Origin of the sequence: Lutibacter sp. (genome assembly GCF_016342705.1) — a bacterium.
GTDB lineage: Bacteria > Bacteroidota > Bacteroidia > Flavobacteriales > Flavobacteriaceae > Lutibacter.
Window position 1 is genome coordinate 37,955 of sequence record NZ_JAEINV010000020.1, and the last position, 14,334, is coordinate 52,288.

Here is a 14,334-nt window from a genome sequence, read left to right on the forward strand (position 1 = left end):
TAAAATCAAACATCACTTTTTTTAAAACAGTTTAGTTTGTCCATTATCGTCTTTGTCGTTTTCTTCAGATTTATCGTCTTCAATTTCACCATCTAACTCAAAAGTAATATCTTCATTCTCTATAACTTCCTCATCATTTACTTCAACTTCCTCAATTTCTTCAGGAACATATGGTAACGATTCTAGCAAAGTTACTTGTTTAATTTTATCGGAAGTTAACTGATTTCCTAAAGCTTTTATTCCTTTAACAGCAATAAATTCTTCTAAATTAACCAACATATTTTCAATACTTTTTTTAGAAAAAGTAATTTCTGCCATTGGTCTATAATCTGTTGAAACAATTTCTAACTGCGATTTTGGATGTTCAGAAATAAATACTTCTTCTTTATTTGGGTTATCAATCATAAACCTTTTAATAAAGTATTTTTCTTTTTCACCATCAAAATAAATAGCCGATATTGGTTTTTCAGGAATCCATTTTTCTAACACAATCATGTCATTGTCAAAATGTGTAGTTAATTCTGGTTTTATAGTTTTTACTACACCTTTCTGATTGATAATCAACAATCTATCTTCCCCCCTAAATTCACCTAAAAGTTCGCCTCTATCATCAACATTTAAGCGTTGAACGGTTTCATCAAACCAAATTTTACGTGGTTTTAAAGTGGAAACGCCTTCGCTTTTTAATTCAATTTTTTTAATGGCATATTTAGTAACTGTATTTCCTTTAGAACTTCTTCCTTTTATAGCTAAATCAGAAAAATCTATATCCCATTTCAATTTTTTAATGGAACCAACAGCTCTTAAAATTATTGAAATTGTTTCTGCCTCACCATTTGGATTTGCAGTAAAATATAAAACCGAGGAGCCTTTTGTTCCTGCCGTTAAATCGTACTCTTTATCGCGTGTTACACCAGTTACATTAAACCGTTTCATAAAACTTGGTCCGCTTTTACCATCACGGTAAATCATATTATAAACTGTACGCTTATCACTTTTCTTAAAAACTGCAATATGGATAATATCTTTTCCAACAAAAGTTTTTGTATCTACTTTGGTAATCATCATAACACCATCGCTTCTAAATACAATTATGTCATCTATATCGGCACAATCATCCACATATTCATCTTTTTTTAATGATGTTCCAACAAAACCTTCTTCACGATTCACATACAATTTAGTGTTTCGCATCACCACTTTGGTAGCAACAATATCATCAAACAATCTAATTTCGGTTAAGCGTTCTTTTCCTTTACCGTATTTTAATTTTAGGTTTTTAAAATAGTCAATTGCAAATTCAATTAGGTTAGCTAGTGAGTTTTTAACTTCTGCAATTTTATCTTCTAAACTTTCAATAAATTGTTTTGCCTTATCAATATCAAATTTTGATATTTTTTTAATTCGAATTTCTGTTAAACGAACAATATCTTCCTCGGTAATTGCCCGTTTTAAATGCTTTATATGCGGCTTTAAACCTTCATCAATTGCATCTATAACACCTTGCCAAGTTTCTTGTTCCTCAATATCACGATAAATTCTATTTTCAATAAAAATACGTTCTAATGAAGCAAAATGCCATTGTTCTTCTAATTCATTTAACTGAATTTCTAATTCTAATTTTAATAATTCAACCGTATGATCTGTTGAACGCCTTAAAACTTCAGATACACCTATAAAAACAGGTTTATTATCATCAATTACACAGCATAATGGTGAAATAGAATTTTCACAACTGGTAAATGCATACAATGCGTCAATAGTTTTATCAGGAGAAATTCCTGACGGTAAATGCACTAAAATTTCAACATTTGCGGCTGTATTATCTTCTATTTGTCTTATTTTAATAGTTCCTTTATCATTGGCTTTTAAAATGGAATCTATTAAACTAGTAGTTGTAGTTCCAAAAGGAATTTCATTAATTACCAGTGTTTTTTTATCTAGTTGAGAAATTTTTGCGCGTACTCTAATTTTTCCACCACGTTTTCCATCATTGTAATTAGAAACATCTGCAATTCCACCAGTTAAAAAGTCTGGCACCAATGTAAATGGTTTCCCTTTTAAGTGTTTTATTGAAGCATCTATTAATTCATTAAAGTTGTGTGGAACAATTTTGGTTGAAAGCCCTACAGCAATTCCTTCAGCACCTTGTGCTAATAACATTGGGAATTTAACCGGCAAATCTATCGGTTCTTTTCTTCTTCCATCGTAAGAAGATTGCCAATCCGTAGTTTTTGGATTGAAAACAACGTCTAATGCAAATTTTGATAAACGAGCCTCAATATACCTTGATGCTGCTGCACTGTCACCGGTTAAAATATTACCCCAGTTTCCTTGCATATCAATTAACAACTCCTTTTGACCAATTTGAACCATTGCATCTGCAATGGAAGCATCTCCGTGTGGATGATATTGCATCGTATGTCCTACAATATTTGCCACTTTATTGTAACGTCCATCATCCAAATCTTTCATAGAATGTAAAATTCTACGTTGAACTGGTTTAAAACCATCTTTTATTCCGGGTACTGCACGTTCTAAAATTACATAGGATGCATAATCCAAAAACCAATCCTTGTACATTCCTGTAACTTTAGTAATGGTTTCTTGGTTTCCAAATTCTTCGCCAATTGGTTGGTTGTTATCTTCTTGCATATTATGCTTCTTCTACAATATCTAATTCTACTTTTAAATTTCTGATGATAAACTTTTGTCTATCTGGGGTATTTTTTCCCATATAAAATTCTAACATTTTCTCAATTGGCATTTCTTTATCTAACATTACAGGATCTAAACGAATATCTTTTCCTATAAAATGCACAAATTCATCTGGTGAAATTTCACCAAGACCTTTAAATCGGGTGATTTCTGGTTTTCCTTTTAATTTGTTTATTGCATCTTGCTTTTCTTCAGGAGAATAGCAATAAAACGTTTGTTTTTTATCTCGAACTCTAAATAAAGGTGTGTCTAAAATATATAAATGCCCTTCTTTAATTAATTCAGGGAAAAACTGTAAAAAGAAGGTAATTAATAATAAACGAATATGCATTCCATCCACATCGGCATCGGTTGCAATTACAATATTATTATAACGTAAATCTTCTAATGAATCTTCAATATTTAGTGCTGCTTGTAATAAGTTAAATTCCTCATTTTCATACACAATTTTTTTGTTCATTCCATAGGAATTTAAAGGCTTACCACGTAAACTAAAAACGGCTTGGGTATTTACATCTCTAGATTTTGTAATAGAACCACTCGCAGAATCTCCCTCAGTTATAAATAAGGTACTTTCAAGCCTGTTTTCTTTTTTTAAATCGTTAAAATGAGTTCTGCAATCGCGTAATTTTTTATTATGAACACTTGCTTTTTTGGCGCGTTCACGAGCTAATTTGCGAATTCCAGATAAATCGTTTCTTTCTCTTTCAGCTTGTAAAATTTTCTTTTGAATTTTTTCAGCTACATCTGGATTTTTATGTAAATAATTATCCAAATTTGTTTTCACAAAATCGGTAATATACGTTCTAACAGTTGGCAAACCATCACCCATTTCTGTAGATCCTAACTTGGTTTTAGTTTGGCTTTCAAAAATTGGCTCCATCACTTTTACACTAACTGCAGAAACAATAGATTTTCGAATATCCGAAGAATCGTAATTTTTACCAAAATACTCTCTAATTGTTTTTACAATGGCTTCTCTAAATGCATTTTGATGCGTTCCTCCTTGCGTTGTATGTTGGCCATTTACAAAGGAATGATATTCTTCACTGTATTGAGCTTTGCTATATGTAATTGCAACTTCAATATCATCGCCTTTTAAATGAATTATGTTAAAAAGCTTCGATTCATCATCTATATTTTCATCTAATAAATCTCTCAATCCATTTTCAGAATAATATTTTTCACCATTAAAAATTATAGTTAACCCAGTATTTAGGTATACATAATTTTTAATCATTTTTATAATATACTCATTCCTAAATTTGAATTTGCTAAAAATGGCTTTATCAGGAACAAACGTTACTTTTGTACCTTTGCGTTGCGAACTTTCTTGTGCTTTTTCTTCAAGCGTAATATTTCCTTGTTCAAATTCGGCAAAAACAGTTTGGTTATCTCTAAATGATTGTACTTTAAAATAAGATGAAAGTGCGTTTACGGCTTTTGTACCAACACCATTTAATCCAACAGATTTTTTAAATGCTTTAGAATCGTATTTCCCTCCGGTATTCATTTTAGAAACCACATCCACCACTTTTCCTAACGGAATTCCACGACCAAAATCTCTAACAGAAACTGTTTCGTCTTTTACAGAAACCTCAATAGTTTTTCCGGCACCCATTACATACTCATCTATTGAGTTGTCAAGCACTTCTTTTATAAGAATATATATTCCATCATCAGGTGAAGCTCCGTCACCTAACTTACCAATATACATTCCCGGGCGCATTCTAATATGTTCTTTCCAGTCTAATGAGCGAATATTATCCTCGGTATACGATGTTTGTTCTGCCATTTATATTTGTAAAATTCTTGAAGAGTTGCTAAAGTACTATTTTGCCTACTAAAATAAAAAAAAGTCTGCTAATATTTTTATCAACAGACTTTCTTAAACTTTTAATCAATATTTAAATTATACATTAAAGCGGAAATGCATAACATCACCATCTTTAACAATATATTCTTTTCCTTCCACCCTCATTTTTCCAGCTTCTTTAACTTTTGCTTCACTCCCAAACTTCACATAATCATCATACGCAATAACTTCAGCTCTGATAAAACCTTTCTCAAAATCTGAATGAATTACTCCAGCAGCTTGCGGTGCAGTATCTCCAATATTAATAGTCCATGCTCTCACTTCCTTTACTCCAGCTGTAAAATATGTTTGAAGATTTAATAATTTATAAGCTGCTCTAATTAAAACCGCTGAACCCGCTTCTTGAAGTCCTAAATCTTCTAAAAACAACTGACGTTCTTCAAACGATTCTAATTCTGTAATATCTGCCTCGGTTCCAACAGCTAAAACAATAACTTCTGCATTTTCGTCTTTTACTGCTTCTTTAACTTTAGCTACATACTCATTTCCATTTACTGCTGATTTTTCATCAACATTACAAACATATAATACTGGTTTATCTGTTATAAATTGTAATGGAGTAACATATTCTTCACGTTCTTTTTCGGTTAAATCAATAGCTCTCACTGAAACAGCGGCTTCTAAACCTTTTTTAACTTTTTCTAAAACTTCTTGCTCTTTTTGAGCATCTTTATTTCCAGTTCTGGCAGTTTTTCTAACTTTTTCTAACTTTTTATCTAAAGATTCTAAATCTTTTAGCTGCAACTCAATATCAATAGTTTCTTTATCTCTAATTGGATTTATATTGCCATCAACATGCACAATATTATCATTATCAAAACAACGTAAAACGTGAATAATAGCATCTGTTTCTCTAATATTTCCCAAAAACTGATTTCCTAATCCTTCTCCTTTACTTGCTCCTTTCACTAAACCGGCAATATCAACAATATCTACTGTTGCAGGTAAAACACGTTCTGGATTTACCAATTCTTCTAATTTTACCAATCTACTGTCAGGAACATTTACCACACCAACGTTTGGTTCAATAGTACAAAATGGAAAATTTGCACTTTGCGCTTTTGCGTTTGATAAACAATTAAATAATGTTGATTTTCCTACATTTGGCAATCCTACTATACCAGCTTTCATAATCTTTATGTTTTTGTGAAACCCTTTTTTAAAGGCTGCAAATATAACATTTACAATTGTATTTTGTAAAATTAATATATTTAAAAATTTACATTGATTTTTGACTCAAAAAATCAATTTATAATAAGAAAGGCGTAAAATTTCTTTTTACGCCTTTCTTATTATTTATTTTAAAAAATTATCTCGAATAATTTGGTGCTTCTTTTGTAATTGTAACATCATGTGGATGACTTTCACGCATACCTGCTGAAGTAATTTTTACAAATTTAGCTAGTTTTTGAGCTTCAATATCTTTTGCGCCACAATAACCCATTCCAGCTCTTAATCCACCAATAAATTGATGCATTGTTTCGTTTAATTCACCTTTATAAGGAACTCTCCCTACAATTCCTTCTGGAACTAATTTTTTAATATCATCTTCAACATCTTGAAAATATCTGTCTTTTGAGCCATGCTTCATTGCTTCAACAGATCCCATTCCTCTATAGGATTTAAATTTTCTTCCTTCAAAAATAATTGTTTCTCCTGGCGATTCTTTTGTACCTGCTAATAAAGAACCCAACATAACAGTATCTGCTCCAGCTGCAATAGCTTTAGGAATGTCACCCGTATATCTAATTCCTCCATCAGCAATAACTGGAACTCCAGATCCTTTTATGGCATTAGCAACTTCAATTATAGCAGATAATTGCGGAAATCCAACACCTGCAACAACACGTGTTGTACAAATAGATCCTGGACCAATTCCTACTTTTACTGCATCAGCACCAGCTTCCACTAAATATTTTGCTGCTTCACCAGTTGCAATATTTCCAACTACAACATCAGTTCCTGGAAATTTGCTTTTTACTTGTTTTAGTACAGTTACAACACCTCTTGTATGTCCGTGAGCAGTATCAATAATTAAGGCATCAACACCTGCACTTATTAGCGCTTCTGCTCTTTCAACTGCATCACTTGTAACGCCTAAAGCTGCTGCCACTCTTAAACGTCCGTACTCATCTTTATTTGCATTTGGATTTTCACTTACTTTTATAATATCTCTAAAAGTAATTAATCCAACTAGCTTATAATCAGCATCCACTACTGGAAGTTTTTCAATTTTATTGTCTTGTAAAATAATTTCAGCTTGTTTTAATGACGTTCCTTTAGCTACAGTTACTAAATTTTTTGAAGTCATAATTTCTGAAATTTTACGTGTATTATCACGTTCAAAGCGCAAATCTCTGTTAGTAACAATTCCAATTAGAGTTCCGTTTACATCCACAACCGGAATACCTCCAATACCGTATTCGTGCATTAGTGCTTTGGCTTCAAAAACAGTTTCATCTTTTGTTATAGTAACAGGTTCTATAATCATTCCAGATTCAGATCTTTTTACTTTTCTAACTTCTGTTGCTTGCTGTTCAATAGACATATTTTTATGCAAAACTCCAATACCACCTTCACGTGCCATGGCAATTGCCATATCAGATTCGGTAACTGTATCCATAGCAGCGGACACAATTGGAACATTTAAAGTTATATTTCTTGAAAATTTTGTTTGAATACTTACTTCTCTCGGTAGAATATCAGAAAAAGCAGGAATAAGTAAAACGTCGTCGTAGGTTAATCCTTCTCCTACAAATTTATCGGAATGTGAAATCATGGTGCAATCAACTTAATAATTAATTGCGAGCAAATTTACACTTTTTAATTGAATTACCTAAAATTATAATTTTTTAGAAAATAATAGTTGATAGACTATTGATAACGTAGCACTTACAAAACTTAAAGTCATAAACACCCCAGAAATAACAATAATATATTTAACCCAAGTAAAACCTTTCCATAAAAAGTAAATTCCTCCAAAAGTTAACACAATTGATAAAAAAGGCTCTACCATTAAAAAATATTTAACTTTTTTATTGATGGAGGTTGTTGAAAGAATTAGAGATAACAACAAAAATATAACAGACAACGATAACATATGATTGTGCACAACAGTTAAAATTTCACGCTCACTTTTTTTAAATTTCATATCCATCGCTTCTTCATCATCTTCATTCCCTAAATAATGAGTTTCAATACCACTAACTTGCATTGATGTTGTGGTATTTACAAAACTTAACCCGCCATAAAAGCCAATACTTAAAACACATATAAAAGCAATAATAACCACTTTTATTTCTTTAGGAAATTGATGAATTAAACCGTGTAACTCCATTATAATACTTGTTTTTGATGTAAAATTTGAACTGTTTTCAGTAATTTATTTATTTCATTTGTCATAGATTTTGCCGAAATAGTAGCTCCTGAAATTGCTGCAATATCCTTTTGGTATATTAAATTATCTGCCTTAGATTTTCCGCTAAATTGATTTAACCAACGTTTGCTTCCAACTTCTCCTCCGTGATCTTCTCTGTAAACCAACACTTTTACTTTTGAAACTATTAAATCTTTATCAAAAATAACAATAAAGTCGAAAAAATCTGCTTTTCCGTAAGCCTGCCCAAAATAATAATACCCTAATAATTTTTGATTGCTATAAATTTTATAAAAATTAGTATCCGTTATTTTTTGAGGTAAATCCTTATTTATATCATTTGAAATTGAAATACTCTTTTTTTGATATATTTCAATAGAAAAAACACTTTTTACTTCTTTTTCAATTAAAGCATCTATTCTTTTTGAAAGTGTAAAACTTGAAATAATTAATCCTAAAAATGCTATATAAATATTTTTTTTCATGAATATATTTGGTGTAATAATAGTAAATTTTAATTTAAAATGAGGCTACCATTAATTAATAAATATTAATGTAGCCCCATTTCCTATTTTTTAATTAGAACCAAATTGCCACTCCAGCATTAAATATTTTAGAAGTTTCACTTCCTGAAACCGCATTATTAACTAGTTGATAATCAACTTTAAAAGCAGCTCCGTTTGCAACTTTATAATTTAATCCGAAAATAATTTCGTCTTTATCATACGCTTTATTAGCTAGTAAACTTCCTTCAGTTTCTGCGTGCGTATTGTATTTTTCATAACGTAAAAATGGTGTTAATTTTTCCTCTCCTTTTAAATTAAAACTATAAGCAATTTCACCGTACAAGCCAGTTAATTTAGAGCCTAAATCCTTACCAGTTAACGCATTGTAATCTTCCGTATCTAACAAATTAGCATTAATATATTGCCCTCTTAATTCTAAATTATTGTATTTATAACGTGCATCTAATCCAATCATAGAAACACCTACTGTTGAAGCCTCAATTGAAGTATCATCTGTTTGAGTTTTCCCAAAATAACCAGATAACCCAACTCTTAATCCTGCAATTCCATAATAATCTAATTTTGTAGAAAAATTAGGAGAATGAACAGTAGACTCTGCTCCTTTTTGACGACCAGAACGTAATCCATTTGAACCTTTAATAATTCCTGCTCCACCTGCGTAGGATTTAAATCCGTTAAATAAATATGCTTGGTATTTTAATGAAGCATTGTCAATCCTTCCAGAAACACCAACACCTAATTCTCTCCATGTTGTTGGAACAATTACGTTGTCTACATTTGGGCGTTCAACACCATAAAATGTTGTTGGCTCATGATATTCGTTAATAATTCCCATTGGCACCAACATTAAACCTGCTAAAATATTGGCGTTTTCATTTAATTTGTATTTTAAATATGCTTGTTCTACATATACTTCTTGTACGTGTTCGTATTCAATTTCAGTTAAAAAACTCACTTTTTCGTTAAATTTATAACCAAATAACAATACTAAACGATGAACATCTAATTTCCCTGGTGCAGAACCGTCTGCTTCATTATAATCTATTTGTCCATATCCACCAATAGTTATCCCTTTTGGTAAATTGTCATTTAATAATTTGTTTCCTGAATTTTCATAAGTTTCATTGGTAGTTTCTTGCGAAAAACCAACCATACTTATTAGTACTGCTGCTAAAAGTAATTGTAATTTTTTCATTTTGATTAATTATTTTGTTTTTATTTAGACTTATTATAAATAATAAGGCAAAAGTAATTAACAATATTAAAATAAAAAAGTCTTATTTAGAATAATTATAAATAATATGACAAATGTCAGGAAATCAAAAAAAGACAGAAACTAAAATATTAATATTCAATACATTATATATTCTCGAAGATTTTTAAAGCTTCGTTATACGCACTTTCAAAGCTCATTGCGTTAATGTTTGTATTACATTTTTGTTGATTAAAGTAAGTAATTAACTTTTCTGTAGGCATATTTCCAGTTAATTCATCTTTCGCCATTGGGCAACCACCATATCCTCTAATTGCTCCATCAAAACGATTACAACCAGCTTTGTATGCGGCATCCACTTTTTCAAACCAAGTTGCTGGTGTTGTGTGTAAATGAGCTCCAAATTCAATATTTGGATATTGAGGAATTAAATTTGAAAATAAGTATTCTATTATTTCTGGTGTTGAACTACCAATAGTATCAGACAATGATAAGATCTTCACTCCCATTTCTGCCAATTTATGAGTCCATTCAGAAACAATATCAACATTCCAAGGATTACCATACGGATTTCCAAATCCCATTGATAAATACGCAACAACCTCTTTATTTGTTTTCACTGAAATATTTAATATTTCATCTAAAATTAAAATAGATTCTGAAATTGTTTTCCCGGTATTACGCATTTGAAAATTTTCTGAAATAGAAAAAGGATAGCCTAAATAATTAATTTCTTCAAATTTTGAAGCATCTTCTGCTCCACGCACATTTGCAACAATAGCTAATAATTTACTTTCGGTTTTACTTAAATCTAATTTAGAAAGTACTTCAGTAGTATCGCGCATTTGAGGAATTGCTTTTGGAGAAACAAAACTTCCAAAATCTATAGTATCAAAGCCAACACGCAATATGGCATTAATGTATTGCGCTTTTTGTTTTGTATCAATAAAATGAGTTTTAATACCTTGCATGGCATCTCGCGGACATTCTATGATTTTCACTTTATTCATATAATTCAAATGTACAATAACTAGTTCGAAAAAATTATAAAAATAGCAATGCCTATAAAAACAACAATTTTAAACCATTTTATATTGCTATTAAATTTTGGATGCTGTTTTAAATAAACTGCAAAATTTCCAGAAAGAATGGATACTAATGAAAAAATTATAAAGGCTTGTAACATAAATAATCCGCCCAAAATGTAAAATTGAACAATTGTGCTTTGTATAGCACTGTATAAAAACCCAGGAAAAAATGCTAAAAAGAAAATAGAAACTTTCGGATTTAAAACATTCATAATAAATCCTTGTTTAAACAATTTTACCAAACCTTTTTTTTCTGCTTTTGTGTTTAATAAAACTTCTTCATCAGATTTAAAAGTTAAAAAAGCCAAATACAACAAATAAAATGCTCCAAATAATTTTATTGAAAAAAATAAATATGCTGAACTTTTTATAATTGCTGAAACTCCAAAAGCTACTAAAGTTGTATGAATAATAATTCCAGAAACTAATCCAAGTGCAGTTGCAATTCCAAATTTTTTACCATTACTAATGCTTTGCACCAATACATAAATAATGTCTGGTCCAGGCATAATAGTTAACAACATCGATGCTCCAATAAACGATATGAGAATTTCGTAATTCAATTAAAGTTTATGATTAAGTATTCAGCTTTAAGTAATTGTTTACAAATGCTTTTACACCTTCTTCTAAATTTGTTGAAGGTTTAAAATTTATGTAATTAAACAAACTTTCAACATTAGCATAAGTAGATTTTACGTCACCAGGTTGCATTGGTTTAAAAATAATCTTTCCTTTTTTATTTAATGCTTTTTCAATAGCCTGAACAAAATCCATTAAAGCAACTGGACTGTTATTTCCAATATTAAAAATTTGATATGGTTTCGAGCTTTTTGAAGAAACTGGTTTTTTTAGATTAAAATTTGAATTATGTTTTGGAGCTAAAGGAAGTAACCTTTTTATACTTTCTACAATATCACCAACATACGTAAAATCTCTACTCATATCACCATTATTAAACACTTCAAATTCCTCATTATTTACAATTGCTTTTGTGAAAATATGTAGCGCCATATCTGGCCTTCCCCATGGTCCGTAAACTGTAAAAAAACGTAAACCTGTAGAAGGAATATTATATAAGTTAGCATAAGAATGTGCCATCATTTCATTAGCTTTTTTACTTGCAGCATACATAGCTAATGGATGATCTGTACAATTATCTTCACTAAAAGGAATTTCTTCGCTTAGCCCATAAACCGAACTTGATGATGCAAAAACCAAATGTTCAACTGGATATGCTCTACAACTCTCCAAAATATTTAAAAACCCGGTAATATTGCTATCTACATAAGAATGTGGATTTTTTAAAGAATATCTTACTCCTGCTTGTGCTGCTAAATTTACAACATAATTAAATTGTTGGCTTTTAAATAATTCTTTAATATTATCTAAATCCTTTAAATCTAGTTTAATAAATGAAATGTTGTTACCTATTAATAATTTATTGTAGTCTATTTTTGAAGTGTCAAAACCTAAATCCTCAAGTCGTGCCAACTTTAAATTTTGATCATAATAATCATTTATATTATCCAATCCTACAACTTCATAATTATTATTTACCAATAATTTTGCTAAATGATAACCAATAAAACCTGCCATTCCAGTAATCAATACTTTTTTCATAAATACACCATTGTTATTTAAACACAAAAATAGAATTAATTAAACAAACGGATAATATATGTGCTATTTATTTTAAAATAGTAATAGCCAATTAAAAATTAACTACCTAAATTTGAAACACCAAAATATAATAACAATGAACAAACAATTAATTGAATGTGTACCTAATATAAGTGAAGGAAGAGATAGTGCTAAAATTAAAGCCATTGCAGCTGTTGTTGAAACTGTTGAAGGAGTTAAATTATTAGATATTGATCCTGGAAAAGCAACTAATAGAACGGTAATTACTTTTGTTGGTGAGCCAGAAAATGTAATTGAAGCTGCCTTTAGATTGATAAAAAAAGCTTCAGAACTTATAGATATGAGTAAACATTGTGGTGAGCACCCAAGATTTGGAGCTACAGATGTATGTCCATTAGTACCAATCTCCGGAATTACGTTAGAAGAAGCTGCTGTTTTTGCACATAAATTAGGCGAACGTGTAGGAAGAGAATTAGGAATACCTGGGTATTTTTATGAAAAGGCAGCAAAAGAAGAGAAAAGAAAAAACTTAGCTAGCTGCAGATCTGGGGAATATGAAGGACTGAAAGAAAAACTAATAAACCCTTCTTGGAAACCCGACTTTGGTCCTGCTGAATTTAATACTTCAGTTGTAAAAACAGGAGCTATTGCAATTTCAGCGCGTGATTTTTTAATTGCCTACAATATAAACTTAAATACTACTTCAACCAGAAGAGCTAATGCAATTGCTTTTGATATTCGCGAAGCCGGTAGGGTTCAATATGAAGGAAATAAAGTTTCAGGAAAACCAATGTTAGATGCTAATGGTGAACCTATTAGAATTCCCGGGAAATTAAAAGCCGTAAAAGGTATTGGATGGTTTATTGAAGAATATGGTATTGCTCAAATTTCATATAATTTAACAAATATAAATATAACATCTATGCATGTTGCTTTTGACGAAACTGTTAAAGCCGCAACAGAAAGAGGTCTGCGAGTTACCGGCTCTGAGTTAATTGGATTAATTCCTTTAAAAGCATTGCTAGATGCCGGCGATTTTTTTCTTAAAAAGCAAGAGCGATCTTTAGGAATTTCCGAAGAAGAAAAAATTAAAATTGCAGTAAAATCTTTAGGTTTAGATGATTTAAAACCTTTTAACCCAAAAGAAAAAATTATTGAATATTTACTGGAAGACAGCACTAAAAAGCTGGTAGATTTAACAGTGAGAAATTTTGCAGAGGAAACAGCAAGTGAATCTATGGCTCCTGGTGGAGGTTCTATTTCAGCTTATGTTGGCGCTCTTGGAGTTTCTTTAGGAACAATGGTTGCCAATTTATCTGCTCATAAAGCGGGTTGGGATGATAAATGGGAGTATTTCTCAGACTATGCGGTAAAAGGACAAGCTTATAAAAATAAGTTATTGTTTTTAGTTGATGAGGACACCAATGCTTTTAATAAAATTATTGATGGATTTAGAATGCCTAAATCTAACAATGAAGAAATTGAAAACAGAAAAACAGCTATTGAAAGCGCTACTAAATATGCTACTGAAATTCCATTTCAAGTTATGGAAACTGCTTATAATTCTATAGAAGTTATGCAAGCAATGCTTAAAGATGGGATACAAAATTCTTTATCCGATGCTGCTGTTGGAGTTTTATGCGCAAGAACTGCTGTTATTGGAGCATATTTTAATGTGAAAATTAATGCAAAAGACATAAAAGACAGAGTTTTCGCTGAAAATATAATAAATAAAGCTACTGATATTTATGCTAAAACTATAGCTGCTGAAAAAGAAGTGATAGATTTTATAAATTCTAAGATGTAAAATATTTTAAGTGAGTCGTCCTAAAATAGGTTGACGATTATTAAAAAAAATAATGAAAACCTGTGAAGATATCTTCACAGGTTTTTTG

11 protein-coding genes are annotated in these 14,334 nt (G+C 30.5%); 1 reads left to right on the top strand and 10 read right to left on the bottom strand.

Annotated elements, in window-relative coordinates:
• Positions 1-21 precede the first annotated feature (21 nt).
• From JEY78_RS14485 to JEY78_RS14530, 10 genes are all read right to left on the bottom strand, one after another.
• Positions 22-2,655, bottom strand: coding sequence for a DNA gyrase/topoisomerase IV subunit A (locus JEY78_RS14485; protein ID WP_291852938.1), 2,634 nt, complete (start codon positions 2,653-2,655; stop codon positions 22-24).
• Position 2,656: 1 nt separating this feature from the next.
• A complete protein-coding gene (locus JEY78_RS14490) occupies positions 2,657-4,513 on the bottom strand; it encodes a DNA topoisomerase IV subunit B (RefSeq protein WP_291852941.1) in 1,857 nt (618 codons plus the stop codon).
• Positions 4,514-4,630: 117 nt separating this feature from the next.
• A complete protein-coding gene (gene ychF, locus JEY78_RS14495; RefSeq protein WP_291852944.1) occupies positions 4,631-5,725 on the bottom strand; it encodes a redox-regulated ATPase YchF in 1,095 nt (364 codons plus the stop codon).
• A 178-nt stretch (positions 5,726-5,903) separates the two neighbouring features.
• Positions 5,904-7,373: an IMP dehydrogenase gene (gene guaB, locus JEY78_RS14500; RefSeq protein WP_291852947.1), complete on the bottom strand. Its 1,470-nt coding sequence runs from the start codon at positions 7,371-7,373 to the stop codon at positions 5,904-5,906.
• Positions 7,374-7,436: 63 nt separating this feature from the next.
• Positions 7,437-7,931 carry a hypothetical protein gene (locus JEY78_RS14505; RefSeq protein ID WP_291852950.1) on the bottom strand — a complete coding sequence of 165 codons (495 nt, stop codon included), beginning with the start codon at positions 7,929-7,931 and terminating at the stop codon, positions 7,437-7,439.
• A complete protein-coding gene (locus JEY78_RS14510) occupies positions 7,931-8,455 on the bottom strand; it encodes an FMN-binding protein (protein ID WP_291852953.1) in 525 nt (174 codons plus the stop codon). The genes JEY78_RS14505 and JEY78_RS14510 overlap by 1 nt, the downstream gene beginning before the upstream one ends.
• A gap of 94 nt (positions 8,456-8,549) precedes the next feature.
• A complete protein-coding gene (locus JEY78_RS14515) occupies positions 8,550-9,692 on the bottom strand; it encodes a porin (protein ID WP_291852956.1) in 1,143 nt (380 codons plus the stop codon).
• Positions 9,693-9,856: 164 nt separating this feature from the next.
• Positions 9,857-10,720: a hydroxymethylglutaryl-CoA lyase gene (locus tag JEY78_RS14520; protein WP_291852959.1), complete on the bottom strand. Its 864-nt coding sequence runs from the start codon at positions 10,718-10,720 to the stop codon at positions 9,857-9,859.
• Positions 10,721-10,740: 20 nt separating this feature from the next.
• Positions 10,741-11,361 carry a LysE family translocator gene (locus tag JEY78_RS14525; protein WP_291852961.1) on the bottom strand — a complete coding sequence of 207 codons (621 nt, stop codon included), beginning with the start codon at positions 11,359-11,361 and terminating at the stop codon, positions 10,741-10,743.
• Between the two features lie 13 nt (positions 11,362-11,374).
• The gene (locus JEY78_RS14530) at positions 11,375-12,418 is read right to left on the bottom strand and encodes a GDP-mannose 4,6-dehydratase (protein ID WP_291852964.1); all 1,044 of its coding nucleotides are present in this window, start codon (positions 12,416-12,418) and stop codon (positions 11,375-11,377) included.
• A gap of 136 nt (positions 12,419-12,554) precedes the next feature.
• On the opposite strand from JEY78_RS14530, the gene ftcD reads away from it, so the two are divergent.
• Positions 12,555-14,246, top strand: coding sequence for a glutamate formimidoyltransferase (gene ftcD, locus JEY78_RS14535; protein WP_291852967.1), 1,692 nt, complete (start codon positions 12,555-12,557; stop codon positions 14,244-14,246).
• Positions 14,247-14,334 lie beyond the last annotated feature (88 nt).